Genomic DNA, 25,909 nt, shown 5'->3' on the forward strand with positions numbered 1-25,909 from the left:
AAAGAGTTTGCTGAGACTGCTTCTTAATCAGTTATCAAACGTTCCAAAGATTCAGCTTTACTTTACTAAGAAAAACGGTGCCTAATTCTTTTGCTTTGAATATTTCATCATGACTTAGAATATGCAACAACATGATGGTTTTTTATACTTAATCGAGTATATTAATAGGTAAATGAATTTTAATACAATCTTATTATACTTATAAATACGTTGTATATAATGAAGATATGGAAGATTTTATAACTGCAAGAAGGAAAGATGATGCTGTGATATCTGTTTGTCAGGATAATGAGAAAAAAAACGTGTTAATCTTGGGACTCAATCAAGCTGCAAGGAATTTATTAAAATGTGAGGAAGGGAATTTACTTAATAAGCCGTTAATCAATATTTTAAGTGCAAGAGCAGCTGAAGATATGAAAAGCTATTTGGAATATACTGAAGATGGGCGCGATTTGCTCGATATATTGCCAAAAGTGATAGGCTTTTCTCTAATCGATGCTAAAGGAGAAGATATAAAAGTAAAGGTAAAAGTTTTTCGCACAACGCAATTTACTAATAGCAAGATTAATTATGAGTTATTGATACGCAACATTAGTATGCTTCATAAGCTAGGAATATTTAGAGATAAGTATCTGATGGGTAAAAATACAAAAAACACAACTTGTTTGATATACCAGACAATGAGTCTACTATTTTGGAGTTATATATTGTATTGAATTTTGCCTTTAAATATCAAATTAATGCAGTTATAGGGATAATAGGCTTCAATAGTAAATTGAATGAGACAAACGATGCATTGAACGTTATCATAGAGCATTTTTATAAAAATTGCCGTAGTGACGATTTTCTAGGATATAATGATGAGAGTAAAGTGCTTTTTATCTTGATTAACTGTGGTACAAAAAACACGTCTAAAATAGTTAATCGTATACGTTCTGCTATTAATAAGCAGTTATTAAAGCGAAAACTACCAAGTATATCAATGATTTATGGGAATATAGTTCAAAAGCGTAGCGTCTTAAGGTCAGAGACACTTCTGTAGATGTGTAGTTTATATTATCTGAGATTCTTGACTTCTAGTTTGGAAAATGCTATTATTATAATAGATTATGTGAGGTAACTATGAATCTAAAACAAATTGAAAAAGACACAATCAAGTATCCATTCCTTTCAACTCTTAAATCAGAGGATGCGCATTTTTGCAACTCGAGAACTACTAATGAAAATGTTTGGGCTAGAACCTAAACAACGTTGGAAAAATAAGCGTGATCAATGGACTAATGGATACGCTTCCGAACATATGATACCTACTAATAAATCAGCACCTATTTTGTAGTTTGAAGCAGGAGTGGATGTGAAGATAGCAATAGATGGCAAAACTAAAGTAATATCTGCAAAAGAGGTTAAAAATAGACAAAAAGGAATAGATTTAATATATGATAAGGACTATATTAGCGCAGAGGAAGTACATCATATTCAGCTCATTAAAGCCGGTAAAAAAATGAAGTAGAAGCATAATATAACTCTAATAAGAAGTGTAGAAGTTTTGAAGGTTATATCCAAGCAACTAGAGAGCAAAGCTTCTTATGTGGCTATAAGAGCTGAAGTAAAGCAGTATTTAAATCATTTAGGGAAGTCGCTGAATGGACCTATAGAAAGCGTTGTTCATTATACTACTTTTCCTAAATTAGTAAAGGGCAGTTTAGACTATATGCGTTTTGCTAAAGATAGCAAATTAAAAGATGAATCTCGGCTTAAAGATAAGTTTAAAAGCATAATTAAACTGAATGCTTTAATGGCTGCTAATACCAACTCTCATTATTAATGAACCAAATAAGAAGCATTGCAGAGTTGTTTAACCGTGGAAGGGGAAAGAGAGGTAATAAATTTACACAAAGCGCTCTCAAGCAGAACAATTGTATCGTAGATTTTATTGCGCAAAATGTTCTGTTTTATATATAACCAAAACCTCTCAACAGGATTGAGGTCAGGTGAGTATGGTGGTAGGTATATAATTTCGATATTTTTAGGTATCTTTAAACTTTTTGACTTATGCCAACTAGCGCAATCCATCACGAGAAAAGCCTTTCGTATTCCTAAATATTGCGACATCTGTTCAAGGAATATATTTATACAAGCAGTGTTGACGTTTGGTGCGAATAAGCTAAAATTCTCTCCATTTCTGGGATTAACTGCACTATAGAGATAAAAATTTTCCCTACCTAATTTTACCTTAACCTGTGTCCTACTGCCTTTTTTAAACCACCCATGTCCAACTTTTGAATGTGTACCAAACCGTGATTCATCGAAGAAAAATAGCTCTTTTTCAGAATGCATGACAATAGTTTCATTGAGGTTTTTTTTTAAACTCCTCTTGCTTATTTTTATCCTGTCCACTATGAACTGGTCTTGGTGTGATATATGAGAATTTCATTCTTTGCATATTACGATGTATTGTGGATTTGCTGATATTCAAACCAAATCTTTCTTGGATTCTTATTCTCATTTCTCTAATAGTAATATTGGGGTTTTCCTCTATCCACACCTCAATTTGTTCAAGTTGACTTTGGTTCAATATAGTTTTTCTACGGCGTTGAGGTGGAGAAAATAATTTTTCTTCTCTTCCAAATTTTATGTGCTTTATCCATGTAGTAATTGCCTTTCTCGAAATGCAACATATTTTTGCTACAGCTGTTATACTGTGCTTTTTTGCTGCAATTACAGCATTTAGTTTTTTTGCAACATACGCATTATTTCTTACTTTCTTCAGCATCTCTTTTGCTGATTCCACCACTTTTTCATCCAATAATTTTGATCTTAATGCCATCTAAACCTCGCTATTTTACTTACTCCAGTATGGCTTTTTTTCCATTATTGTCTATTCGTTGCTTGTATAGCGGGAATTGGTATAAGTATAGAGAAGGATTAAGTCTTGTAATACCTAATGCTTATTTTTGTGGTCTAAGTGAAGATAGCCAGAAAAAAGCAAAAGAAATTTTCGTCGAAGCAGCAATAGGGGCTGCTAAAGAGATAAAGCGAGATAGTGAGAAATACTCAGAATTTTGTGGGATATTTATCAATACTGGAAATGATGAAAGTTTGAATGAACTGATAAGCGAAAGTGGTATTGAAAGCATTGCTATCAATCATGGCGATCTTAGCGCGCCAAGTAGAGTATCAAAAAAAGGAAAGTTCGCAGAATCTATAATGGGTGATGGAGTTGGGTATATTGGTAATGGCGCATTATCTGCAATGGGTAATATTGCAGTGGAGGAAAATCTTACTAGAAAAACATTAGGGGAAACTGTGTTAATGTTTAGCGGAGCATTAAATGAGAAAGTGTTAGATAAAAATTGTTACAGAGGAGAAAATGTGCAATCTGACAGAGTGCGAAATAAGGGGCAAAGACTACTTCAATATAAGACACAAAACACTCCCCCCCTGGGGATGTTCAAAAAAGTGTGTCAAACCGAGAAGTAAAATATAATTGAGATAAAAATGGAGGTTTGACATGAGTCAAGTAAATAGAACTGCTGGTTTGGTAGATTATAAAGAATTAGAAACAAATATCTTGTCGTCTATACGAGAAGGTAGACCATTAATGGGAAAAGATGGTGCACTAACGCCATTTGTAAAAAGGCTACTTGAAGCAAGCTTGGAGGGTGAAATAGAATCATTTATCTACTGAAAGCAAAGAAAACAATCGTAGAAACGGAAGAAATGGAAAAACTTTGAAGACAAGTGCAGGTTCATTTGAACTATTGACACCAAGAGACAGAGAGGGAAGTTTTGAACCACAGATAGTGAAAAAAAGGCAAACAAGCCTACATCCAGAACTTGAAACAAAGGTCTTGAACATGTTTGCAAGTGGTATGGGATACAGAGATATAGCATCATATGTGGAAGAAATTTATGACCATAAAATATCTGCAGCAGAGATATCTGGAATTACAGATAAATTATACCAATTCCCGCTATACAAGCAACGAATAGACAATAATGGAAAAAAAGCCATACTGGAGTAAGTAAAATAGCGAGGTTTAGATGGCATTAAGATCAAAATTATTGGATGAAAAAGTGGTGGAATCAGCAAAAGAGATGCTGAAGAAAGTAAGAAATAATGCGTATGTTGCAAAAAAACTAAATGCTGTAATTGCAGCAAAAAAGCACAGTATAACAGCTGTAGCAAAAATATGTTGCATTTCGAGAAAGGCAATTACTACATGGATAAAGCACATAAAATTTGGAAGAGAAGAAAAATTATTTTCTCCACCTCAACGCCGTAGAAAAACTATATTGAACCAAAGTCAACTTGAACAAATTGAGGTGTGGATAGAGGAAAACCCCAATATTACTATTAGAGCCTGTTCATAATCTTTTGAGGAGCAAGGCAGTAAAAGCTAGAACGACCATTTGTAGTCTAGTATTGAGTTTACGCTCGCAATTTTTCCATAACCGTCTACACTTTTCCAGCCAAGCAAAAGAACGCTCTACAACCCACCTTTTTGGCAATACAACAAAGGTATGTAATTCACTTCGTTTTATTACTTCAACGGTTGCACCAATAGTCGTTTTTATTTGAGTTGCAAAATTTTCTCCTGTATAACCTGCATCAACTAGTATATTTTGAACTTCGGAAAGATTTTTTCTTGCGTTACAAATCATCTCTACAGCAGCAGTACGATCTCCGATATTAGCTGTAGTAATATAAATTGCATGTGGCAAACCTTGCGTATCTACTGCAATATGACGCTTTATTCCTGAAATTTTCTTGCCGGCATCATAACCTTTTTCTTCAGCAATATCGGTGTTTTTTACACTTTGAGCATCAATGATGCAGAAGCTTGTTTTTGTATTCCGACCACTGTTGAAACGAACCTCTCCAACTAATTTTTTTTAAGACAATTTCTAGAACACTTTCTCTATCTTCATTCGGTTTTTTACTCCATCTCTTGAAGTAATCGTAACAATTGCGCCATTTTGGAAACTCTTTTGGTAGCATTCGCCACTGACAGCCACTTTTTAGCACATAAAGTACACCGCAAAATAACTCATATAAATCCAGTTTTCTTGGTTTTGTTTTTTTTCTACAGGATTCTAGATCTGGTAATATAATCTCAAATCTTTCCCGACTTATATCACTTGGGTATACACTCCTCATATATCCTAACTTATATACATTATCTCTTAGTTTATTCCTTTCTTGAGATCATGTACAGGTTCTTAGAGAAATGAGAATAAGAATCCAAGAAAGATTTGGTTTGAATATCAGCAAATCCACAATACATCGTAATATGCAAAGAATGAAATTCTCATATATCACACCAAGACCAGTTCATAGTGGACAGGATAAAAATAAGCAAGAGGAGTTTAAAAAAAAACCTCAATGAAACTATTGTCATGCATTCTGAAAAAGAGCTATTTTTCTTTGATGAATCACGGTTTGGTACACATTCAAAAGTTGGACATGGGTGGTTTAAAAAAGGCAGTAGGACACAGGTTAAGGTAAAATTAGGTAGGGAAAATTTTTATCTCTATAGTGCAGTTAATCCCAGAAATGGAGAGAATTTTAGCTTATTTGCACCAAACGTCAACACTGCTTGTATAAATATATTCCTTGAACAGATGTCGCAATATTTAGGAATACGAAAGGCTTTTCTCGTGATGGATTGCGCTAGTTGGCATAAGTCAAAAAGTTTAAAGATACCTAAAAATATCGAAATTATATACCTACCACCATACTCACCTGACCTCAATCCTGTTGAGAGGTTTTGGTTATATATAAAACAGAACATTTTGCGCAATAAAATCTACGATACAATTGTTCTGCTTGAGAGCGCTTTGTGTAAATTTATTACCTCTCTTTCCCCTTCCACGGTTAAACAACTCTGCAATGCTTCTTATTTGGTTCATTAATAATGAGAGTTGGTATAACACCAAGAGATAGGGAAGGAAGCTTTGAACCACAAATAGTCAAAAAAAGGCAAACAAGCCTACATCCAGAACTTGAAGCAAAGGTCTTAAGCACATATGCCAGTGGCATGGGATACAGAGATATAGCTTCACATGTTGAGGAAATATATGACCACAAAATATCAGCAGCAGAGATATCTAGTATTACCGATAAACTGCTACCAGTAATCAATGAATGGCGCAGCCGCCCACTGCAATCAGTGTATCCAATAGTATTTATGGATGGCATGTTTTTTAAGGTCAAGGAGGACGGACATTGCATAAGTAAATGTATGTATAATATATTGGGCATAAATCAAAATGGCAGAAAAGAAGTATTAGGTTTTTATTTGGCTGAAAGTGAAGGAGCTAACTTCTGGTTGGGAGTACTAAATGACCTCAAAGAAAGAGGAGTAGAAGATATTCTAATTGCCTGTATTGATGGGCTAAAAAGCTTTCCTACCGCTATAAATAGTGTATTTCCTAAAGCAGAAGTACAGCTATGCATAGTGCATCAGATAAGGAATTCACTGAAGTATGTATCTAGCAAAGATGTAAAAGTTTTCATAAATGATTTGAAAAAAATATATCGTGCTTCAAGTAAAGAGATTGCTGAGAATTATTTGCTTGAGCTGGAAGAAAAATGGAGTGAAAAATATCCCTTGGTTACAAAATCATGGCAAAACAATTGGGAAAATTTGTCTGGTTATTTTAAGTATTCTGGACCAGTTAGGAAGCTGATTTACACCACCAATCCAATTGAGGGATTGCATAGACAAATTAGGAAATTTACTAAAACTAAGGGCTCATTTACTAATACAAATGCCTTGTACAAAAGGTATATTGTGCTATAAAAAAGGTAGAGCAAAAGTGGACTACAGCTTTGCCTAATTGGACATTAACTATGTCTCAGCTTGACATTTTCTTTCCCAACAGACTGAAAATTGAGTTGAACTAAAAATGCAGCTTGACACAGTTTATTTAACACTCCCTTCTAGGGATTTAATGGAATAGATGGATGCTTTTTCATACAACCACTTTTTTATTGAAAAATTACTAATAATACTGTATAATTATTAACGGTTTTTAGGAATTTTTGCTATGGCTTTATCTAAATTTCTCGACCCTAAAAATGATATAGCATTTCGCCGTATCTTTGGTACTGAAAAGAATAAAGATATCCTCATTCACTTTCTAAATGATATTTTGAGCTTTACTGGCAAAAATGCAATACAGGATATAGAATTTTTAAGTACTATTCAAGATCCTGATATTGCATCTAAAAAACAAAGTATTGTTGATGTGCTATGTAGAGATTCAACAGGAGTACAATGGATAATTGAGATGCAGGTCGCTAAAACCAAAGGCTTTGAAAAACGAGCTCAGTACTATGCTGCTAAAGCCTATTCAAGACAAGCTGACAAGGGTGATCAATACCATGATCTTAAGGAAATTATTTTTATTGCTATAGCAGATTGTATACTGTTTCCTGATAAGTCTGAGTATAAATCAAAGCACACTATTCGCGATGAAGATACTAATGAACATGATCTAAAAGATTTTTACTTTGTATTTATTGAATTGCCTAAATTTCCCAAAACTAAAGAAGATCAGCTTTCAAATATAGTTGAGAAGTGGGTATATTTTTTTAAGCACGCTGACGAAACAGGTGAAGAAGAGCTGGAAAGGATAATAGGAAATGACGTAATAATCAAAAAAGCTTATGAAGAGCTAAATAGGTTCAACTGGTCAGAAAAAGAATTTATAGCCTACGAACAAGAGGTCAAGCGTATTCGTGATGAACAAGCTGTTCTTGCTCAAAAACTTGATGATGCCAAAAAAGAAGGAAAGATTGAAGGAAAGATTGAAGGAAAGATTGAAGGAAAGATTGAAGGAAAGATTGAAGGAAAGATTGAAGGAAAGATTGAAGGAAAGATTGAAGGAAAGATTGAAGGAAAGATTGAAGTTGCAAGGGCGATGTTGACTAATAATGTTGATATTAGCACTATTGTCAAGTGTACAGGTCTTTCTGTCGATGAAGTTCAAGAATTAATTCAAGTTGAGGAAAAATAACGCCTACTATCATCTTTATATTGAGAAATTTAGTATAAAGGATCGTTAATCAAACACAAAAACTATAGTAAAAAAATTAGTTATGTAAAAGCCGATATAGACTTTTATTTAATTAATTTTTAAGGAGGAACATGCAAGCTATAACACTTAATAACCCAATAACAGTTGATGGAATTTCTGTCTCAGAACTTACCGTTAGACGTCCAAAAGTTAGAGACTATCTAGCTATTGAGAGACTTAATGATAGTGATCTAAGTAAGGAAGTAACTTTGACTGCAAATTTGACATCAGTTGCAAAAGAAGGGATTGAAGAGTTAGATATTGCTGATTATGTGAAAATTCAAGAGGTATTAAAGGATTTTTTTTCACCGATTATCCAAAAAACTTGAGATTAGAAATACTAGTGCTTGGCTCTATCATAGGTGGTGGAGTTGAGCACATTCTTGATATGGAGATTAGTGAGTTTATTGTATGGAGCAAATTAGCTAGGGAGTTCAAATGTCAGTATTATCGATAAAAATAGGTGCAGTACTTGATGGCAGTTTTAATACTGTAATAAAGGGAAGCAGTAGTCAACTTACCCGTCTTGGTGAGAATATAAGAAAGCTTGATTCATCTTTAAAATCAGTATCAAAGTTTAAGCAGTTGGGTAGTGATGTTTTAACTAGCAGAAGGTCATGGAAAGGTTTTGAGGATCAGGTAAAATCTTTAGCTAAACAAATGAAGGCAATAGAGAAACCGAGCAAAACTTTAAAAGCTGAGTTTGACAAGGCCAAAACCTCCGCAACAAAAGCAAAAGAAGCATATTTGAAAAAGAGAGATGCTTTGCATTCATTCAATGAAGAAGTAAGAAAAAGTGGAAGAAATATTAAGTCATTAGTAAGTGATCAATATAAACTTGGTTCTTCTATTGAAGTGCTAAAAGGTAAGTATGGTAAGCTTGGGTCTGCAATACGTAGTCACCAAAGTTTTTTAGCAAGCAAAGCACATTTTTAGTCACAAATTATAGAAACTATTGGGCTAGGGCTAACGCTTGCAGCGCCAATCAAAGTTGCTATTGATTTTGAATCGGCTATGGCTGATGTTAAAAAAGTAGTAAGGTTTAATGATAAAAAAGACGAAGCTAATAAATTTGCTCAAGAGCTCAAAAAGTTGTCTCGTGAAATACCCTTATCAGCTGCAGAATTAGCACAAATAGCTGCAAGTGGTGGTCAACTTGGTATTGACAAAAATGATCTTATAAAGTTTACAACAGTAGTTGCCAAAATGACCACAGCGTTTGATATGTCGGCAGAAGAAGCTGGTAACGCTATTGCGAAAATATCCAATGTCTACGGAATTAAAGTTGATGGCATGGAAAATGTAGGTAACATAATAAACCATCTTTCAGATAATACTGCTGCCAAAGCTAAGGAAATGGTTCTTACACTGAATAGAATTAGTGGTAATGCTAAACAGTTTGGTTTAGAAATTGATCAAGCAAGTAGCTTAGCAAGTGCGTTCATAAGTTTAGGTAAACAACCCGAAAAAGCAGCAACTGCTATAAATAACTTTCTTAGTAAATTACAGACCGCAAGAAAGCAAAGTCCTGAATTTCACGATGCATTAGATGAGATGGGAACAAGTATAGAAGAGCTCGAACAAACTATTAAAAAAAATCCTCAAGAGGCAATATTGCAATTTCTTGAAACTTTAAAAAAAATAGATGACCAAGAGCGTGCCGGCATTCTTATGAATCTATTTGGTGCTGGGTTTCAAGATGACATTGCTCTTTTAGTAGGAAGCTTAGACATTTACAAGAAAACTATTGAACATTTAGCTGATAAAGGAAAATATAACGCTTCAATGCAGGACGAATTTAACAATCGGGCAAATACTACAGCTAATAAATTACAATTACTTAAAAATGCAGTATTTGAAGCTGGCATGAATCTAGGGTCAGTAATGTTGCCTACTTTAAATTATGTAGCTGGAAGTTTAAAAGCAATAACAGAGCGTATAGCTTCTTTTGCAGAAAAACATCCAATTTTAACTACGGCAATCATGAGTACTTTAGCAGCTTTGATAAGTTTGAAAGTCTTAGTAGTGGGAGTAGGCTATGGAATTACTTTATTAGGAAGTACAATTTTTGGTCTTAAAGCAACGATACTGACAACATTTTCATCTTTATCAAGTATAGTTTTTCCTGCAGTAATAACAGGGCTAAGAGCAATAACACTCGCTGTAATGACTAACCCAATTGGACTTTTAATAGCGAGTCTTGTTTCTGGTGCAGCTCTTGTTATCACTAACTGGCAAAAGGTAAAAGATTTTTTCTCTAACTTTGGGAACGTTCAAAAAAGTGTGTCAAACCGAAAAAAAAGTAATAAATTGATATAAAAAATGGAGGTTTGATATGAGTCAAGCAAATAGAACTACTGGTTTGGTAGATTATAAAGAATTAGAAACAAATATCCTGTCATCTATACGAGAAGGAAGACCATTGACAGGAAGAGATGGAGCATTAACACCGTTTATAAAAAGGTTGCTAGAGGCAAGTCTGGAAGGTGAAATAGAAAGCTACATGTCAGCTGAAAGTGAAGAAAATAACCGAAGAAATGGGAGAAACGCAAAAACTTTACGCACGAGTGCAGGCTCATTTGAGCTGCTAATACCAACTCTCATTATTAATGAACCAAATAAGAAGCATTGCAGAGTTGTTTAACCGTGGAAGGGGAAAGAGAGGTAATAAATTTACACAAAGCGCTCTCAAGCAGAACAATTGTATCGTAGATTTTATTGCGCAAAATGTTCTGTTTTATATATAACCAAAACCTCTCAACAGGATTGAGGTCAGGTGAGTATGGTGGTAGGTATATAATTTCGATATTTTTAGGTATCTTTAAACTTTTTGACTTATGCCAACTAGCGCAATCCATCACGAGAAAAGCCTTTCGTATTCCTAAATATTGCGACATCTGTTCAAGGAATATATTTATACAAGCAGTGTTGACGTTTGGTGCGAATAAGCTAAAATTCTCTCCATTTCTGGGATTAACTGCACTATAGAGATAAAAATTTTCCCTACCTAATTTTACCTTAACCTGTGTCCTACTGCCTTTTTTAAACCACCCATGTCCAACTTTTGAATGTGTACCAAACCGTGATTCATCGAAGAAAAATAGCTCTTTTTCAGAATGCATGACAATAGTTTCATTGAGGTTTTTTTTTAAACTCCTCTTGCTTATTTTTATCCTGTCCACTATGAACTGGTCTTGGTGTGATATATGAGAATTTCATTCTTTGCATATTACGATGTATTGTGGATTTGCTGATATTCAAACCAAATCTTTCTTGGATTCTTATTCTCATTTCTCTAATAGTAATATTGGGGTTTTCCTCTATCCACACCTCAATTTGTTCAAGTTGACTTTGGTTCAATATAGTTTTTCTACGGCATTGAGGTGGAGAAAATAATTTTTCTTCTCTTCCAAATTTTATGTGCTTTATCCATGTAGTAATTGCCTTTCTCGAAATGCAACATATTTTTGCTACAGCTGTTATACTGTGCTTTTTTGCTGCAATTACAGCATTTAGTTTTTTTGCAACATACGCATTATTTCTTACTTTCTTCAGCATCTCTTTTGCTGATTCCACCACTTTTTCATCCAATAATTTTGATCTTAATGCCATCTAAACCTCGCTATTTTACTTACTCCAGTATGGCTTTTTTTCCATTATTGTCTATTCGTTGCTTGTATAGCGGGAATTGGTATAACACCAAGAGATAGGGAGGGAAGCTTTGAACCACAAATAGTCAAAAAAAGGCAAACAAGCCTACATCCAGAACTTGAAGCAAAGGTCTTAAGCACATATGCCAGTGGCATGGGATACAGAGATATAGCTTCACATGTTGAGGAAATATATGACCACAAAATATCAGCAGCAGAGATATCTAGTATTACCGATAAACTGCTACCAGTAATCAATGAATGGCGCAGCCGCCCACTGCAATCAGTGTATCCAATAGTATTTATGGATGGCATGTTTTTTAAGGTCAAGGAGGACGGACATTGCATAAGTAAATGTATGTATAATATATTGGGCATAAATCAAAATGGCAGAAAAGAAGTATTAGGTTTTTATTTGGCTGAAAGTGAAGGAGCTAACTTCTGGTTGGGAGTACTAAATGACCTCAAAGAAAGAGGAGTAGAAGATATTCTAATTGCCTGTATTGATGGGCTAAAAAGCTTTCCTACCGCTATAAATAGTGTATTTCCTAAAGCAGAAGTACAGCTATGCATAGTGCATCAGATAAGGAATTCACTGAAGTATGTATCTAGCAAAGATGTAAAAGTTTTCATAAATGATTTGAAAAAAATATATCGTGCTTCAAGTAAAGAGATTGCTGAGAATTATTTGCTTGAGCTGGAGGAAAAATGGAGTGAAAAATATCCCTTGGTTACAAAATCATGGCAAAACAATTGGGAAAATTTGTCTGGTTATTTTAAGTATTCTGGACCAGTTAGGAAGCTGATTTACACCACCAATCCAATTGAGGGATTGCATAGACAAATTAGGAAATTTACTAAAACTAAGGGCTCATTTACTAATACAAATGCCTTGTACAAAAGGTATATTGTGCTATAAAAAAGGTAGAGCAAAAGTGGACTACAGCTTTGCCTAATTGGGCATTAACTATGTCTCAGCTTGACATTTTCTTTCCCAACAGACTGAAAATTGAGTTGAACTAAAAATGCGGCTTGACACAGTTTATTTAACACTCCCATTGCAGCACATTATAACTGCTAATATCATCTAACTTGCTACTCAAATGAACACTCTGATACTCTATACGCAACCTCATAGTAAATTCCACAGAGCCTAGTGCTATTAACAACATGCATTGTTTATTTGGGTTTCCTCCTCTTGCCTTTTTCTTGGCCTCTTCCTCTATTAAAATTTCTATTATCTTTCCAATGTTTTTCTTTTTACTCTTGTTAGTATTCAAAACCCCTCTTCATCAAGTTTACTTACCTTTTCAAATTTTATACCTTCCTTAATATTGCTTCTACTACTTGTTTCTGAAGTTATCCAAGAAGTCTAATGGCAAGAAAAGAAGCACTGACCACTTTTGCTTCAGATACTCTTGACCAGATATTATTACTAAAAATTAAACATCAAACCAACTTCAATATTATGAGTGAATACATAGTCTGCAACAGGTGTTGGAATATCAAAGTAACGATAGCCGAGAAAGGTTTTAACTTCTGGAATTATTGAGTAGTTAACACCAAGCTTTATTTGATAAGCAAACCAAGGAATATTCAGTGGCATTGAATTTTCTGGTGACTCATTAATCTTTTTTAATCTCAAAACTGTTGGTCCTATACCAAGACCAATGTACGGAGCAAATTGCGTACTTTGAATGTTGGGATTATAATAAAAATTTAATAAAAATGCAAACACACTTGCTGATTTATCAAATATCGGAGAAGAATTACTATCTTCAATATTGGCTGTAGAATATATGGCTTCAAAATCAACTCGGCCATTTTCCCCAGCATAGTAACCTAAAGATACGCTCCTAAGCCACTGGAAATCAATTTTACCATTAAACCGCTGTATATTTCCAATTTCATCTTTTAATTTCTCTTTTATATACTCTATTACTATTTGTTTAAAAAAATTACTATCAGCATCTGTATTGATTAAATTAACAAACCATTTCCCTATTTCGTTAATGCCCTTTACAAATGTTTCTGAGTTATCATGGTATATCTTACCACCATTAGCACTAACATAAAAATCAAGTTTTTTTGATTTTTCTTTTGTAGACTCAGCTTGATCTGCAATATATGGACACATATTTTTCTGATCAGTTACTTGAAAAACAGAAGGTGAATTACTTTCAAGTTCTTGATATTTTATTGGTATTTCTTTTTCAGCAACCTCTTCAGAACGTATTACATTTTCATTATTGTCTGTTTCTAGTTTTAAGGGTTGTACTTGCTCAATGTGTGTATTGTTACTGATATAAGTAATAAAAAAATAGACACATGGAATGAAGATGAAAAATAAAGCAATAGATATTCTAATTATCATAAATGAATTATCACTTATAGTACAACTACTATATCATATATTCCTTTAATGTACAAAAATTAAGAAATAATATTTCCAATTAAACAATTATTTTCTATTCCTTTAACATGAGCTTTCACAATACTTTTAGCTTGAACTCTTGATGTAAGTTTTATTAATGCAAAATTTTCTGTTCTACCAATATTATTCTGCTCAACCAAAACGCTTTGCTCAGTGCCGAGCAAAGATTGATAAAAACTGCTCATCATTTCTTTATTTATTTCTCTTAGATGCTTTACTCGTTCTTTACGCACATTCTCTGGTGTTTGTGGCATTCGTGCAGCAGGTGTGTTTTTCCGCTCTGAATATGGAAAAGCATGTAGATAAACTACATTTATTTTTTTCAGTAAATCAACTGTATCCTGAAACATTTCATCAGTTTCTGTTGGAAATCCAGCAATAATATCAGCGCCAAATGCTATATTAGGTCTTAAGCTCTTCATTTTATGATAAAATTCTATCACTTGTTCTCTATTGTGACGACGTTTCATTCTCTTTAGTATTAAATTATTACCAGACTGTAGACTCAAGTGTAAGTGAGGCATAAGTCTTGACTCATTAGCTATTAAATCCATTAATTCATCATCAACTTCAGCAACATCAATAGAGGAAAGTCTTAATCTCTTTAACTGTGGTATATCCTTTAAAACTCTTCTAATTATTGAACCAAGTGATGGCTTACCAAACAAATCTGTACCAAAGTCAGTAATATCAACACCTGTAAACACCACTTCTTGATATCCATTGTCTATAAAAATCTTAATTTGCTCTATAATATTGTTTACTGGCACAGATCGATTATTTCCTCTTGCCTCAGTAATTGAGCAAAATGTGCAGCTATGATTACAACCATTTTGAATTTCAATAAATGCCCTTGATTTATCTTCAAATCCATTAATGAGAAGAGGTTCTACTTGGTTATCACTGACTAAGATTTCATCATTATTTAGTAGATAATTTTCAGCTCTTAGCTTGTCTTGATTACCTAGCACTTTACTTACGCCAGGAATATCACTATATGATTTAGGATCTAATTGAACAGCGCAGCCAACTACGATAATTTCTTTACTTGGGTCATTCTTATAGATCTTACGTATTTTCTGCTTTACTTGACGTTCTGCTTCGTTTGTCACTGCACAGCTATGCACTACAACAACATTCTCTCTCTTTGCTTTTTTTAATGCTTCTTTGATTAACTCGCTCTCGTAAAAGTTTAGACGACAACCAAACGTTATCACTTCATTCATGCTTTTGCTTTAATAGATCTAAATTATATCAAATATCCAAGCAAAATGACTATTTTTTTGGTAGACATTATAATTTAAGCATAACCTCTAGAGTTGAAAATCACAGGAAGAATTTGTAGATATACAGTAAGATCATTTAGCATTAAAAAAATGCTTAAGGCCAATGATGTTAACCTCAAGCGAATATAAACCAAAAAACATTTTGCTAAAACTTGAAGCTCTACCATGCAAATTCATCTATATCATTTGGTACATAAGTGTCAGAATAAGCTTCATCCAAACTTTCTGCTTTCCATGGAAGCCATGAAGAAGGTTTTATCTTCTCTAAAACTTTACCTGGTATTGATGTTATCTCTTGCTTTACGTCTTCTTTTAATTTTTCTATTTGTAACCGAGCAAAATCTTCCACGCGAACCATGAGTTTATCTGTTAGCTCTTTTATCATGTCTTGATTTTGTTCTGCAACTTTCTTTGTAATAGGTACGACAATTTTACTTATAATCTCCGTTCCTAAGAGCCTGTTCATAATCTTTTGAGGAGCAAGGCAGTAAAAGCTAGAACGACCATTTGTAGTCTAGTATTGAGTTTACGCTCGCAATTTTTCCATAACCGTCTACACTTTTCCAGCCAAGCAAAAGAACGCTCTACAACCCACCTTTTTGGCAATACAACAAAGGTATGTAATTCACTTCGTTTTATTACTTCAACGGTTGCACCAATAGTCGTTTTTATTTGAGTTGCAAAATTTTCTCCTGTATAACCTGCATCAACTAGTATATTTTGAACTTCGGAAAGATTTTTTCTTGCGTTACAAATCATCTCTACAGCAGCAGTACGATCTCCGATATTAGCTGTAGTAATATAAATTGCATGTGGCAAACCTTGCGTATCTACTGCAATATGACGCTTTATTCCTGAAATTTTCTTGCCGGCATCATAACCTTTTTCTTCAGCAATATCGGTGTTTTTTACACTTTGAGCATCAATGATGCAGAAGCTTGTTTTTGTATTCCGACCACTGTTGAAACGAACCTCTCCAACTAATTTTTTTTAAGACAATTTCTAGAACACTTTCTCTATCTTCATTCGGTTTTTTACTCCATCTCTTGAAGTAATCGTAACAATTGCGCCATTTTGGAAACTCTTTTGGTAGCATTCGCCACTGACAGCCACTTTTTAGCACATAAAGTACACCGCAAAATAACTCATATAAATCCAGTTTTCTTGGTTTTGTTTTTTTTCTACAGGATTCTAGATCTGGTAATATAATCTCAAATCTTTCCCGACTTATATCACTTGGGTATACACTCCTCATATATCCTAACTTATATACATTATCTCTTAGTTTATTCCTTTCTTGAGATCATGTACAGGTTCTAATGGAACAACGATTTGCTTTGCAACCTGATCACTAACAGGTTTAATAAGTTGATCTGCTATACTCTTTGCTGTATCTCCAGTCAGATTTGTTACTTTTTTTAAATTATCACCAATAATACCATAGTTTTTTTGGTACATCATATCTTCATCAGCAACTTCATATCTTCCTAAATCATCATACATTCCCATTTGTTGATGAGACAATTCATTTGCATCAGATACATATCCATATTTATCAAGTAATACCAACTCTCATTATTAATGAACCAAATAAGAAGCATTGCAGAGTTGTTTAACCGTGGAAGGGGAAAGAGAAGTAATAAATTTACACAAAGCGCTCTCAAGCAGAACAATTGTATCGTAGATTTTATTGCGCAAAATGTTCTGTTTTATATATAACCAAAACCTCTCAACAGGATTGAGGTCAGGTGAGTATGGTGGTAGGTATATAATTTCGATATTTTTAGGTATCTTTAAACTTTTTGACTTATGCCAACTAGCGCAATCCATCACGAGAAAAGCCTTTCGTATTCCTAAATATTGCGACATCTGTTCAAGGAATATATTTATACAAGCAGTGTTGACGTTTGGTGCAAATAAGCTAAAATTCTCTCCATTTCTGGGATTAACTGCACTATAGAGATAAAAATTTTCCCTACCTAATTTTACCTTAACCTGTGTCCTACTGCCTTTTTTAAACCACCCATGTCCAACTTTTGAATGTGTACCAAACCGTGATTCATCGAAGAAAAATAGCTCTTTTTCAGAATGCATGACAATAGTTTCATTGAGGTTTTTTTTTAAACTCCTCTTGCTTATTTTTATCCTGTCCACTATGAACTGGTCTTGGTGTGATATATGAGAATTTCATTCTTTGCATATTACGATGTATTGTGGATTTGCTGATATTCAAACCAAATCTTTCTTGGATTCTTATTCTCATTTCTCTAATAGTAATATTGGGGTTTTCCTCTATCCACACCTCAATTTGTTCAAGTTGACTTTGGTTCAATATAGTTTTTCTACGGCGTTGAGGTGGAGAAAATAATTTTTCTTCTCTTCCAAATTTTATGTGCTTTATCCATGTAGTAATTGCCTTTCTCGAAATGCAACATATTTTTGCTACAGCTGTTATACTGTGCTTTTTTGCTGCAATTACAGCATTTAGTTTTTTTGCAACATACGCATTATTTCTTACTTTCTTCAGCATCTCTTTTGCTGATTCCACCACTTTTTCATCCAATAATTTTGATCTTAATGCCATCTAAACCTCGCTATTTTACTTACTCCAGTATGGCTTTTTTTCCATTATTGTCTATTCGTTGCTTGTATAGCGGGAATTGGTATAAATTGAAATTAGACCGCATGACATTCTCCTACATTATTTGTATATGTTTATTTTAGTATAAAATAATTAGCAAAACGTTAACTCTTTAGGACTCTTCTCGATTAATATATAAAAAAAATTGTAATAGTTTATACTTAATCTGTCAGATTAAGTTGTGTCTAGTACAACTGACTATGCAAATAAGCTTTGAAATATTTTAATTAGGGTGTATTTTCGTGTTCATTGCTATGAATGGGTGGCTGCACACTTTCCAGACGGCTATTCACTTCGATTGAATCGCCTAAATTATGTTTTATTTTTAATTTAAATCCTAACTTCTCGCAGAATTTGTAGAAATATTCTTTAATGATATCAAATAGGTTTCTGTCATCAGTTTTATAATCTCTCAATTTTCGAGGTACAGTAAGTGACAATTTGCCATCTTGATATACTACATCATCTTTCCCATCTTGAGATTCAAGTGTAAATTCAATTGAACTTTGTATAGTAGCTATAGATGCACCTTTTGAATTTTCATGTCCCCTTGTCTTGTTAGGGTCTAATACAGATGTAGATATTTTAGATTCAATTTTTGTACAACTTGATTCAGTGCAATTAATATTTATTGTTTTCGTGAGAACCCCAGAGAAGAGGCTATAACTTCCTAACGCAGGTATATCAACGTAAAAAGACAAATTACCTTCATAACCAAGTTGGTTACAACTGGTGATTAACTCTTCCAAAATAGGATCACTTGGAACTTTTGCTTCAGCATATTTGAACATTTCCCTGAAAACTTCTTTTGCAATTGGACGATAATTATTGTTTTTATCTCCTTTTTTTAGTAATAGATGAGTGTACCCTTCACCTAGATTGTAAAACCTTTCAAACTCCTCTTTATATTGGTCGGTTTTTTTATTGCCAGGTATCTCTTGCTTTTTATAATGTCTATCCCAAACTTCATCAAAATTATTATTTTGATCGACTCCATCTATCAATGCACCAATTAAATTTTCGTCTAGACTTTTTCTGTTAATAACAAATCTCATTCTTCGAAAATCGTCATACATCTGCTTTCCAGTGATTGCTAACTCATTATTTTTATCGGCCCTTAACCTGCTAAAATCGAACTTTTCTGCCTGAGCTTTGAGTGTAACGACTGGATTTTCATTTTTTTCCTGTATAGAGTTGTTCATTGTTAATACTTTGATATGAATTGCTGATAGTATAATAATACATAAAAATAGTTAATATGTCAATAATATACTTAACATAGACAGTCATAATAGGGTGACAGGATTTTAGTAAGGCTCTATTATGAATAAACGGTTTTACACAGTATGAATGTTGATGAGCAGTCAAGTGTACTGACTTTTCTAAATAGTAAAATTGAGAATATACCAAGGTTTCATTCCGCAATATTGCCTAAACTTTGCGGTGGAGATAGAGTAATGGACTTGCTGTTTTATAGGCCGCTCAGTTATGTGGATAGAAGTAAATCACTACCTAACGCTCAAGTGGGAGAATTTACAACTTTTGTGGCAAAAGTGTATGAGCACCAGCGCCCCACTGTTAGAGGTAGGCCATATAAAATGATCGTTGAAAGTGAAAGTCAGTATTTATTTATAGTTTTTTTTAATTACTCAGTTAAATATTTGTATAAATTATTTCCAGTTGGAACAGATATAGTCATCAGTGGTAAACTTAAAAAGTTTGCCGAACATTGGCAAATTACTCACCCAGATTATATGTTATCTGATATCAATCAATTTAAAGAAATAGCCTGCATAGAGCCAATTTACCAATTATGTCGCGGTATTACTAACAAGAGCATTAGAAACATAATAAGTTCTAACTTAAAAGATTTGCCTGATTTGCCAGAGTGGATAGATGAAACATTAATAAAGCAAAAAAAATGGCTGAATTGGAAAGAAAGTATCATGAGATTACACAGACCGAGCTCACTCGCAGAAGCAGAAGTTTGCAGAGAAAGACTTGCTTATGATGAGCTATTTGCATATCAGCTGGCGCTAAAACTTGCGAGGGAAAATCATGTGAAAAAGGGGGGAAGAGAATTTATAATATTGAGTAAATACAAAGAGCAGGTCTTAAATGAATTACCGTTCCAATTAACAAATGATCAAATTCGAGCGATAGATGAAGTCTCAGAAAGACAAAAATCCAGATACCGTATGGTAAGTCTGCTGCAAGGTGACGTTGGTAGTGGAAAAACCGTGGTTGCACTCTTTGCGATGCTGAATGTGGTAGAAAATAATATGCAGGCAGCTCTAATGGCACCAACCACTATCTTAGCGGAGCAACATTATAATTGGATCGAAGAAGCTCTATCTTGCACTGATATAAAAGTTGCTCTGCTCACTGGTAAAACTACGCGCAAGGAAAGAAAGACTATCATGAACGAACTTGCAAGTGGTATTTTAAATATAGTAATTGGTACTCATGCATTATTTCAAGCTAACGTTACATTTAAAAATTTAGGGCTTGCAGTCATAGACGAACAACAGCGATTTGGAGTGATGCAGAGGAATCGGTTGGTAGGAAAAGGAGAAAATACCGATATACTTTTTGTTACTGCAACTCCCATTCCAAGAACCTTGCAGCAAGCTATGTATGGTGATGTTGAATGTTCTATTTTAAGGGAAAAACCAAAATCTAGATTGCCAATAAAAACCGTTATTATGAACGTTAAAAAAGTATCAGATATTATTCAAAGACTGAAAGATGCTATAAATAGAGGCGAAAAAGCATATTGGATTTGTCCATATATAGAAGAAAACGAAGAACTCAATATTGCCGCAGCAGAAATGCGCTTTCAGGAACTACAAAAGACATTTTTTGATAGAGTTGGAATAATACACGGAAAACTAACTCAAGAGCAGAAAGACCAAGTGATGTTTTCCTTCAAGAGGAATGAATTTTCTCTGCTTGTTGCAACCACTGTGATAGAAGTTGGTATAGATGTACCAGATGCAACTATTATGATTATAGAGAATGCAGAGCAGTTCGGGTTATCGCAATTACATCAGCTACGAGGTAGAGTAGGGCGAGGAAACAAGCCATCTTTTTGTGTACTGTTATATGATAATCTCAGTAAAAGTTCGTATTCAAAGTTAAAGATTATGTGTGAGTCACAAGATGGATTTTATATTGCTGAAAAGGATATGATGCTGAGGGGTAGCGGAGATATTCTAGGCACAAAACAATCAGGGTGCATGGAATTTAAATTTGCTGATTTATATGAGGACAGAGAGTTGCTCAATCTTGCATATAATAATGCAAAAGGTATAATAGCTAATTTTGAATTACTGCTTGATATATTTGAATATAGAAGTAGGCTGCATTTTTCAAAATTTCAGTAATCTTCTGAGCCATAACCTTCATCAATAGAAATTCCTTGACAAACAGGAGTATTCAACAAACCATACGCGTCAAGTTAAGGAAAAATAAAAGTGAAGAAGAAGTTTTTACCATAAGAATAAATTGTGCAGAGTTAATAGCAGGCCCTGTAAACAAAATGTTAGCAGGTCAAATTAATCAAGGGCAGGAAGTATAAAAATGGAAAAAAAGCGGTAACTTAGCCTAATGACAATAAATATATATATAGAAGGTACCGTTTTAAAGAGCACAAAAGGAATACACAGTAAAAGCGAGGAAAAGTTGAGAATATGTATGGAAGCAGTGTGGAGAAGTGGCTGCCAATGATCAAAAATTTACCACAATTACAGAAGTATACATAAGAGGTTTAAAAGGTGGTGCAAAAAGGGTTTTGAGGGAGTGTTAAATAAACTGTGTCAAACCGAGAAGTAAAAATAAAATAGAAACAAAAAATGGAAGTTTGACAATGAGTCAAAAAGTAGCAAACAGAACTACCGGATTGGTAGACTATAAAGAATCTGGTTGGGAGTGCTAAATGACCTCAAAGAAAGAGGAGTAGATGATAGCTTGCGTTAAAAAGCTTTCCCACAGCTATAAATAGTGTATTTTCCAATGCAGAAATGTATCGTGCATCAAATAAGGAATTCACTAAAATATGTATCGAGCAAGGATGTGAAAGTTTTCATGAATGATTTGAAAAAAATATATTGTGCTACAAGTAGAGAAATAGCCGAGACTTGAACTGGAGGAAAAATGGGGAGAAAAATATCCTTTGGTTTTGGCAGAATAATTGGGAAAATCTGTCTAGTTATTTTAAATATTCCGGCCCTGTGAGAAAATTAATTTATACCACAAATCCTATTGAGGGGTTACATAGACAGATCAGAAAATTTACTAAAACCAAGGGCTCATTTACTAGCTTGTATAAACAGGTATATTGTGCTATAAAGAAGGCAGGAGAAAAATCGACTGTGCCTATACATGATTGGGCTTTGACTATGTCTTAACTTGATATCTTTTTTCCTTGTAGGTTAAAATTGAGTTGAACTAAAAATGCGGCTTGACACAGTTTATTTAACACTCCCGGCCTTTTGCTTTCAGTAGAAATCATTCTCTCAAGGGATGTATTTTCTAGCTTTAAAAACGCGAATCTCAATATCTTATCTTGAATTACTTAACCAAGCTTAAATTCTTATCATGGAATGTATTTGCATCTTTTAATACCGTAAGTGGCTCATCCAAGCTATGTTCCACTTTTGCCTCAAAATTAAATCCTAAATTCTCACAAAATTCTTGAAAACGTTCAGTAGCAATATCAAAAAAATTTCTACCACTTGCTTTATAATTTTTTAGCTCTTTTGGAATAGTAAGAGATACTTTACCATCTTCATATGTTATATTTCTACCCTTAGATTTTAACTTAAATTCTATTGAACTGTGAAAATTTGGTGTTTTAATATCATTAACAATATCACTGCTACGTACCTTTATACATTCCATGCTAAAATTGAGTTTTAGACAGTTGGAGTCACGGCAATCCATACTATAAGTTGCTGTTAGGTCAGAATCTAACATAAGCAAATCAAATGAGGAAAGGACCCTAAATATACGGAAAAACAGAAAATGATTATATCCTTCTTGATGATAACTAGTTATCAATTCTTCCATAATAGGGTCATTTGGAACTGTTGCACCAATACGTATAAACATTTCTATAAAAACTACTTTAAGAAACAAACAATAATTTTTTTCCTTTTTCATTCCCTAAAATGAGATCTTTATGTTTTGAATATAGCTCCTTGACAAGCTCATTGGTTACTTTTTGTTCGTTAATAGTAAGGTTGTGCGATCTATCAAGGTCAATATATGCTTTGTAACCAGAGTTCCAACCATCTGATTTTATTTGCACTGATTTTAAATCAGCATACTTGAGCTTTTCTACTTCAGATTTTAATGCATTAACTATTTTTTTTGCCATATTACTCCCTCTATCACATAGATTAACATATGATTATCAACTATTCCACTTCCGTACTTTTTCATTTGCAGATCGCTTTAAAGAACTTTCTATACTAAAAATAGAAAACTCTTTAATAACTGTTATACAAGCGATAGCTTTTCCATTGCTACCCGACCCACCTTTGCCTCTTCTAATTTGCCACTTACTTGCTGCTTACAATACAAGTCTTCCCTTGCCCATGATAAATCACTACTATCTTTAACATTAACATAGTTACCATTCTTCTCTGGAAAAGAAAACAATTTCCATTTATTTTGCTCGCTACTACCCATCAATTCCCCGTCAACTTTACTCAAAGTAGCACAGTGACCTGAATTCAAACTTTTACTAGGATCATTAATATGAGCTACCACATCTGCCTCATATAACCCCTTTATTGTAGGATTATCACTGAATTTCGCAAGACATTCTTCTTGAAGTTTTATTTCACTAAGGTTTCTTATATATTCATGCTTCGTTTCATTTAATTTCTTTATAACATCTTCCATTTTACCATTAGCCTTTTCCAATTTAACACATTCAATCCAGTCTCTCACTGAACCATCAAAATTTTTCTTACATATAGTAACTGCTGCATCACCAATTTCTCCTGATTCAATAGCTACTTCCAGGTTATCAATACTTTCTTTTAATATAAGAGCTCTTTCCAGCTGATTATCAATAATTTTCAAAATAGAAGAATAGAATTCTTTGGATCGAGCTAGCTTTTCTCTGAAAAATGGCACAAACCTGACTAATTCATCACACATTTCTTTTTGACTTAGTATCTTAGCTTTATACTCAGATAAAATGTCAACTGCTACATCTTGATTACTTATTGCAATCAGATCATTATTCAAGCGTGTTTCAATAACTTTCTTTTTAGAAGAATCGTAAGATACTCCAACATACCCCAATAATATATCTTTAGGAATTGTTATGTTCTTTCCTATATGAACATTAATAGCCGCTAGAGCATCAAAATCTATATATATTGCACTTCCTTGTTTTGCAAACTGCTTGACAAGAGCAAGAGCAATTAATCTAAGTGTATCTATTTCAACGGCAAAATACATCCTTTCCTTCTCTTCCATATTATACATATCTCTAAAGAAGTCTTTTATACTGATATCCCTTCCATCTATCTTCCATCCTTGATCTATTTTGCCCCAATTATATTGGTGTAAATCTATAACATGTACTCCTTTAACTTCCTTAAGTTTATGTTTCAAGTCATCTATTTGACTTTGCTCAAATCCAGGACCATTAATAACCAAATATATATCCCTCTCTTCTTTATTTATTAATTTATGGTTTTTGATTATATCTAAGTAATTAAGGTCGCTGTTCTTACCATCAGGTAAAGATGTACCATGTACCCTGGGTACCCACGTTAGTATTATTGGCGCTTTATTTGATAATTTTTTTACATCGCCGGTCATCTCAACACATTTATACTATAATAAGATTTTAGCAAAAAAAAAACTCAACTAAAAGCTCTCGCTTCTGATTGAATTCAGCGTCCTCTGAGCTCTAAGCCATTGACAGCATATATATCTGGCTCATCTATCACCTTCAGTGGCTTACCAAGGTTGTGCTCTATGTTTATATTACGCTCAGAATTGTACTCTATTTTTGTATCAAACTTAAAGCCCAATTTCTCGCAGAGCTTTTTAAAGTATTCAACAAGCTTATTAATAATATCAGTAAGCTTATCGAGCAGACTGTCATTACCAGCTTTGTAATTTTCTAACTCTTTGGGGATTTTAAGTAGAATTTTACCATCTTCATATGTCACATTTTCGCCCTTATATTTCAGATTAAATTCTACTGAATTGCATAAATCGTGTTCTTTGATACACATTATCCCACCATAACTATCCATGTCCACTATATTTGTATATTTCACACTGAAACTAAGTTTTAGACAATTGGGTTCATGACAATCCATATTGTGCTTTATTATTTTATTTTTTGCGTACGATTCTAACGAATTAAGTATTTTATTCGGAATAGAAACAACGAAAAAAATATATCCGCCCTGATAATAGTTATTTATCAATTCTTCCATAATATAGTCATTAGGAACTGCTGCACCAACGTGTTCAAACATTTCTGTAAAAACTGCTTTCAGAAATGGATGATAGTTGTCTCCTATTATAACCAGACTTTCATGCTTTGAGTATAGTTCTCCAATAAACTCACTAGTTACTTTTTGTCCATTAATAGTAATATCACCGCATCTATGGAGATCTATATATGTTCCCTTGCCAGAGTAAATTTCATACCAACCCTGTGAGCTTAATCCTTTAGCTACTAAATTAGCATGTTTGAGCTCTTTTACTTGAGATTTCAATGCATTAACCATTTCTCTTGACATAATAAGCTTTATAATTACTTTACACATATAAT

At 33.6% G+C, this 25,909-nt stretch carries 27 protein-coding genes and 7 pseudogenes; 18 read left to right on the top strand and 16 right to left on the bottom strand.

What is annotated here, in order from left to right:
- Positions 1–227: 227 nt before the first annotated feature.
- From ABWU62_RS06970 to ABWU62_RS06985, 4 genes are all read left to right on the top strand, one after another.
- Positions 228–716: a hypothetical protein gene (locus ABWU62_RS06970; protein ID WP_353287949.1), complete on the top strand. Its 489-nt coding sequence runs from the start codon at positions 228–230 to the stop codon at positions 714–716.
- 406 nt (positions 717–1,122) lie between these two features.
- Complete coding sequence (locus tag ABWU62_RS06975) at positions 1,123–1,245, top strand: hypothetical protein (RefSeq protein ID WP_353287950.1); 123 nt, start codon at positions 1,123–1,125, stop codon at positions 1,243–1,245.
- A gap of 109 nt (positions 1,246–1,354) precedes the next feature.
- Positions 1,355–1,510, top strand: a complete 156-nt coding sequence (locus ABWU62_RS06980) for a hypothetical protein (protein ID WP_353287951.1) — start codon at positions 1,355–1,357, stop codon at positions 1,508–1,510.
- 78 nt (positions 1,511–1,588) lie between these two features.
- Positions 1,589–1,825 carry a hypothetical protein gene (locus tag ABWU62_RS06985; protein ID WP_353287952.1) on the top strand — a complete coding sequence of 79 codons (237 nt, stop codon included), beginning with the start codon at positions 1,589–1,591 and terminating at the stop codon, positions 1,823–1,825.
- On the opposite strand, the gene ABWU62_RS06990 is transcribed toward ABWU62_RS06985, so the two are convergent.
- Positions 1,822–2,827, bottom strand: a protein-coding gene (locus ABWU62_RS06990; protein ID WP_353287090.1) for an IS630 family transposase whose coding sequence is annotated in 2 segments (ribosomal slippage) — positions 1,822–2,364 and positions 2,366–2,827 — 1,005 coding nt in all. Because the reading frame shifts where the segments join, the coding sequence is not laid out codon by codon here. The genes ABWU62_RS06985 and ABWU62_RS06990 overlap by 4 nt on opposite strands.
- On the opposite strand from ABWU62_RS06990, the gene ABWU62_RS06995 reads away from it, so the two are divergent.
- A complete protein-coding gene (locus ABWU62_RS06995) occupies positions 2,821–3,480 on the top strand; it encodes a hypothetical protein (RefSeq protein WP_353287953.1) in 660 nt (219 codons plus the stop codon). The genes ABWU62_RS06990 and ABWU62_RS06995 overlap by 7 nt on opposite strands.
- Before the next feature lie 31 nt (positions 3,481–3,511).
- Positions 3,512–3,962 (top strand): annotated as a pseudogene (locus ABWU62_RS07000) (transposase); the annotation flags it as partial.
- Here ABWU62_RS07000 and ABWU62_RS07005 read toward each other — a convergent pair.
- Positions 3,911–4,051, bottom strand: coding sequence for a hypothetical protein (locus ABWU62_RS07005; protein ID WP_353287954.1), 141 nt, complete (start codon positions 4,049–4,051; stop codon positions 3,911–3,913). The pseudogene ABWU62_RS07000 and the gene ABWU62_RS07005 sit on opposite strands and share 52 nt — an antisense overlap.
- Between ABWU62_RS07005 and ABWU62_RS07010 the strand changes: the two are divergent.
- Positions 4,045–4,362: pseudogene (locus ABWU62_RS07010) on the top strand (IS630 family transposase); the annotation flags it as partial. The gene ABWU62_RS07005 and the pseudogene ABWU62_RS07010 sit on opposite strands and share 7 nt — an antisense overlap.
- A 6-nt stretch (positions 4,363–4,368) precedes the next feature.
- On the opposite strand, the gene ABWU62_RS07015 reads toward ABWU62_RS07010, so the two are convergent.
- Positions 4,369–5,161 (bottom strand): IS5 family transposase gene (locus ABWU62_RS07015; protein WP_353287093.1). Its coding sequence is split into 2 segments (ribosomal slippage): positions 4,369–4,896 and positions 4,898–5,161, totalling 792 coding nucleotides; the frame shifts between segments, so codons are not numbered across the junction.
- Between the two features lie 73 nt (positions 5,162–5,234).
- Here ABWU62_RS07015 and ABWU62_RS07020 point away from each other — a divergent pair.
- The 7 genes and pseudogenes from ABWU62_RS07020 to ABWU62_RS07050 all read left to right on the top strand — a co-directional run.
- Positions 5,235–5,916 (top strand): annotated as a pseudogene (locus ABWU62_RS07020) (IS630 family transposase); the annotation flags it as partial.
- 14 nt (positions 5,917–5,930) lie between these two features.
- Positions 5,931–6,910 (top strand): annotated as a pseudogene (locus ABWU62_RS07025) (IS256 family transposase); the annotation flags it as partial.
- A gap of 143 nt (positions 6,911–7,053) precedes the next feature.
- On the top strand, positions 7,054–8,025 hold the full coding sequence (locus ABWU62_RS07030) for an Rpn family recombination-promoting nuclease/putative transposase (protein WP_353287955.1): 972 nt from the start codon (positions 7,054–7,056) through the stop codon (positions 8,023–8,025).
- Between the two features lie 131 nt (positions 8,026–8,156).
- Positions 8,157–8,414, top strand: coding sequence for a phage tail assembly protein (locus tag ABWU62_RS07035; RefSeq protein WP_353287956.1), 258 nt, complete (start codon positions 8,157–8,159; stop codon positions 8,412–8,414).
- A 109-nt stretch (positions 8,415–8,523) separates the two neighbouring features.
- A complete protein-coding gene (locus ABWU62_RS07040; protein ID WP_353287957.1) occupies positions 8,524–9,021 on the top strand; it encodes a hypothetical protein in 498 nt (165 codons plus the stop codon).
- Positions 9,022–9,039: 18 nt separating this feature from the next.
- On the top strand, positions 9,040–10,404 hold the full coding sequence (locus ABWU62_RS07045) for a phage tail tape measure protein (RefSeq protein ID WP_353288186.1): 1,365 nt from the start codon (positions 9,040–9,042) through the stop codon (positions 10,402–10,404).
- 16 nt (positions 10,405–10,420) lie between these two features.
- A pseudogene (locus ABWU62_RS07050) lies at positions 10,421–10,681 on the top strand (transposase); the annotation flags it as partial.
- A 10-nt stretch (positions 10,682–10,691) separates the two neighbouring features.
- Here the strand turns inward: ABWU62_RS07050 and ABWU62_RS07055 are convergent.
- Positions 10,692–11,697, bottom strand: a protein-coding gene (locus ABWU62_RS07055; RefSeq protein ID WP_353287151.1) for an IS630 family transposase whose coding sequence is annotated in 2 segments (ribosomal slippage) — positions 10,692–11,234 and positions 11,236–11,697 — 1,005 coding nt in all. Because the reading frame shifts where the segments join, the coding sequence is not laid out codon by codon here.
- An 81-nt stretch (positions 11,698–11,778) separates the two neighbouring features.
- On the opposite strand from ABWU62_RS07055, the pseudogene ABWU62_RS07060 reads away from it, so the two are divergent.
- Positions 11,779–12,758, top strand: a pseudogene (locus tag ABWU62_RS07060) (IS256 family transposase); the annotation flags it as partial.
- A 23-nt stretch (positions 12,759–12,781) separates the two neighbouring features.
- On the opposite strand, the gene ABWU62_RS07065 reads toward ABWU62_RS07060, so the two are convergent.
- The 7 genes from ABWU62_RS07065 to ABWU62_RS07095 form a co-directional block, all read right to left on the bottom strand.
- Entirely contained in the window at positions 12,782–13,015 is a 234-nt protein-coding gene (locus tag ABWU62_RS07065) for a hypothetical protein (protein ID WP_353287958.1), read from the bottom strand.
- A 155-nt stretch (positions 13,016–13,170) separates the two neighbouring features.
- A complete protein-coding gene (locus ABWU62_RS07070) occupies positions 13,171–14,109 on the bottom strand; it encodes a P44/Msp2 family outer membrane protein (protein ID WP_353287959.1) in 939 nt (312 codons plus the stop codon).
- Between the two features lie 59 nt (positions 14,110–14,168).
- Positions 14,169–15,395 carry a tRNA (N(6)-L-threonylcarbamoyladenosine(37)-C(2))-methylthiotransferase MtaB gene (gene mtaB, locus ABWU62_RS07075; protein ID WP_353287960.1) on the bottom strand — a complete coding sequence of 409 codons (1,227 nt, stop codon included), beginning with the start codon at positions 15,393–15,395 and terminating at the stop codon, positions 14,169–14,171.
- 220 nt (positions 15,396–15,615) lie between these two features.
- A complete protein-coding gene (locus ABWU62_RS07080) occupies positions 15,616–15,921 on the bottom strand; it encodes a hypothetical protein (RefSeq protein ID WP_353287961.1) in 306 nt (101 codons plus the stop codon).
- Positions 15,918–16,710 (bottom strand): IS5 family transposase gene (locus ABWU62_RS07085; protein ID WP_353287093.1). Its coding sequence is split into 2 segments (ribosomal slippage): positions 15,918–16,445 and positions 16,447–16,710, totalling 792 coding nucleotides; the frame shifts between segments, so codons are not numbered across the junction. The genes ABWU62_RS07080 and ABWU62_RS07085 overlap by 4 nt, the downstream gene beginning before the upstream one ends.
- Before the next feature lie 26 nt (positions 16,711–16,736).
- On the bottom strand, positions 16,737–17,024 hold the full coding sequence (locus tag ABWU62_RS07090) for a hypothetical protein (RefSeq protein WP_353287962.1): 288 nt from the start codon (positions 17,022–17,024) through the stop codon (positions 16,737–16,739).
- 9 nt (positions 17,025–17,033) lie between these two features.
- Positions 17,034–18,039, bottom strand: a protein-coding gene (locus tag ABWU62_RS07095) for an IS630 family transposase (protein ID WP_353287090.1) whose coding sequence is annotated in 2 segments (ribosomal slippage) — positions 17,034–17,576 and positions 17,578–18,039 — 1,005 coding nt in all. Because the reading frame shifts where the segments join, the coding sequence is not laid out codon by codon here.
- Between ABWU62_RS07095 and ABWU62_RS07100 the strand changes: the two genes are divergently transcribed.
- On the top strand, positions 18,033–18,179 hold the full coding sequence (locus tag ABWU62_RS07100) for a hypothetical protein (RefSeq protein ID WP_353287963.1): 147 nt from the start codon (positions 18,033–18,035) through the stop codon (positions 18,177–18,179). The two genes, ABWU62_RS07095 and ABWU62_RS07100, sit on opposite strands and share 7 nt — an antisense overlap.
- A gap of 144 nt (positions 18,180–18,323) precedes the next feature.
- On the opposite strand, the gene ABWU62_RS07105 is transcribed toward ABWU62_RS07100, so the two are convergent.
- On the bottom strand, positions 18,324–19,298 hold the full coding sequence (locus ABWU62_RS07105; protein ID WP_353287964.1) for a hypothetical protein: 975 nt from the start codon (positions 19,296–19,298) through the stop codon (positions 18,324–18,326).
- A gap of 144 nt (positions 19,299–19,442) precedes the next feature.
- On the opposite strand from ABWU62_RS07105, the gene recG reads away from it, so the two are divergent.
- Positions 19,443–21,482: an ATP-dependent DNA helicase RecG gene (gene recG / locus ABWU62_RS07110; protein WP_353287965.1), complete on the top strand. Its 2,040-nt coding sequence runs from the start codon at positions 19,443–19,445 to the stop codon at positions 21,480–21,482.
- Between the two features lie 535 nt (positions 21,483–22,017).
- Positions 22,018–22,505: pseudogene (locus ABWU62_RS07115) on the top strand (transposase); the annotation flags it as partial.
- Between the two features lie 163 nt (positions 22,506–22,668).
- On the opposite strand, the gene ABWU62_RS07120 reads toward ABWU62_RS07115, so the two are convergent.
- The 4 genes from ABWU62_RS07120 to ABWU62_RS07135 form a co-directional block, all read right to left on the bottom strand.
- On the bottom strand, positions 22,669–23,235 hold the full coding sequence (locus ABWU62_RS07120; protein WP_353287966.1) for a hypothetical protein: 567 nt from the start codon (positions 23,233–23,235) through the stop codon (positions 22,669–22,671).
- Positions 23,225–23,476, bottom strand: coding sequence for a hypothetical protein (locus ABWU62_RS07125; protein ID WP_353287967.1), 252 nt, complete (start codon positions 23,474–23,476; stop codon positions 23,225–23,227). The genes ABWU62_RS07120 and ABWU62_RS07125 overlap by 11 nt, the downstream gene beginning before the upstream one ends.
- 122 nt (positions 23,477–23,598) lie before the next feature.
- On the bottom strand, positions 23,599–24,939 hold the full coding sequence (locus ABWU62_RS07130) for a hypothetical protein (protein ID WP_353287968.1): 1,341 nt from the start codon (positions 24,937–24,939) through the stop codon (positions 23,599–23,601).
- Between the two features lie 74 nt (positions 24,940–25,013).
- Positions 25,014–25,877, bottom strand: coding sequence for a hypothetical protein (locus ABWU62_RS07135; protein ID WP_353288187.1), 864 nt, complete (start codon positions 25,875–25,877; stop codon positions 25,014–25,016).
- Positions 25,878–25,909: the final 32 nt, after the last annotated feature.

This window comes from Wolbachia endosymbiont (group B) of Gerris lacustris, from assembly GCF_964028355.1.
Lineage (GTDB): Bacteria > Pseudomonadota > Alphaproteobacteria > Rickettsiales > Anaplasmataceae > Wolbachia.

Bases quoted from the DNA above. Each gene is read 5' to 3' on its own strand.
- ABWU62_RS06970 (WP_353287949.1), top strand. From the start codon at position 228: ATGGAAGATTTTATAACTGCAAGAAGGAAAGATGATGCTGTGATATCT.
- ABWU62_RS06975 (WP_353287950.1), top strand. From the start codon at position 1,123: ATGAATCTAAAACAAATTGAAAAAGACACAATCAAGTATCCATTCCTT.
- ABWU62_RS06995 (WP_353287953.1), top strand. From the start codon at position 2,821: ATGCCATCTAAACCTCGCTATTTTACTTACTCCAGTATGGCTTTTTTT.
- ABWU62_RS07005 (WP_353287954.1), bottom strand. From the start codon at position 4,051: ATGCCATCTAAACCTCGCTATTTTACTTACTCCAGTATGGCTTTTTTT.
- ABWU62_RS07030 (WP_353287955.1), top strand. From the start codon at position 7,054: ATGGCTTTATCTAAATTTCTCGACCCTAAAAATGATATAGCATTTCGC.
- ABWU62_RS07035 (WP_353287956.1), top strand. From the start codon at position 8,157: ATGCAAGCTATAACACTTAATAACCCAATAACAGTTGATGGAATTTCT.
- ABWU62_RS07040 (WP_353287957.1), top strand. From the start codon at position 8,524: ATGTCAGTATTATCGATAAAAATAGGTGCAGTACTTGATGGCAGTTTT.
- ABWU62_RS07070 (WP_353287959.1), bottom strand. From the start codon at position 14,109: ATGATAATTAGAATATCTATTGCTTTATTTTTCATCTTCATTCCATGT.
- mtaB (WP_353287960.1), bottom strand. From the start codon at position 15,395: ATGAATGAAGTGATAACGTTTGGTTGTCGTCTAAACTTTTACGAGAGC.
- ABWU62_RS07080 (WP_353287961.1), bottom strand. From the start codon at position 15,921: ATGAACAGGCTCTTAGGAACGGAGATTATAAGTAAAATTGTCGTACCT.
- ABWU62_RS07100 (WP_353287963.1), top strand. From the start codon at position 18,033: ATGCCATCTAAACCTCGCTATTTTACTTACTCCAGTATGGCTTTTTTT.
- ABWU62_RS07105 (WP_353287964.1), bottom strand. From the start codon at position 19,298: ATGAACAACTCTATACAGGAAAAAAATGAAAATCCAGTCGTTACACTC.
- recG (WP_353287965.1), top strand. From the start codon at position 19,443: ATGAATGTTGATGAGCAGTCAAGTGTACTGACTTTTCTAAATAGTAAA.
- ABWU62_RS07125 (WP_353287967.1), bottom strand. From the start codon at position 23,476: ATGGCAAAAAAAATAGTTAATGCATTAAAATCTGAAGTAGAAAAGCTC.
- ABWU62_RS07130 (WP_353287968.1), bottom strand. From the start codon at position 24,939: ATGACCGGCGATGTAAAAAAATTATCAAATAAAGCGCCAATAATACTA.
- ABWU62_RS07135 (WP_353288187.1), bottom strand. From the start codon at position 25,877: ATGTCAAGAGAAATGGTTAATGCATTGAAATCTCAAGTAAAAGAGCTC.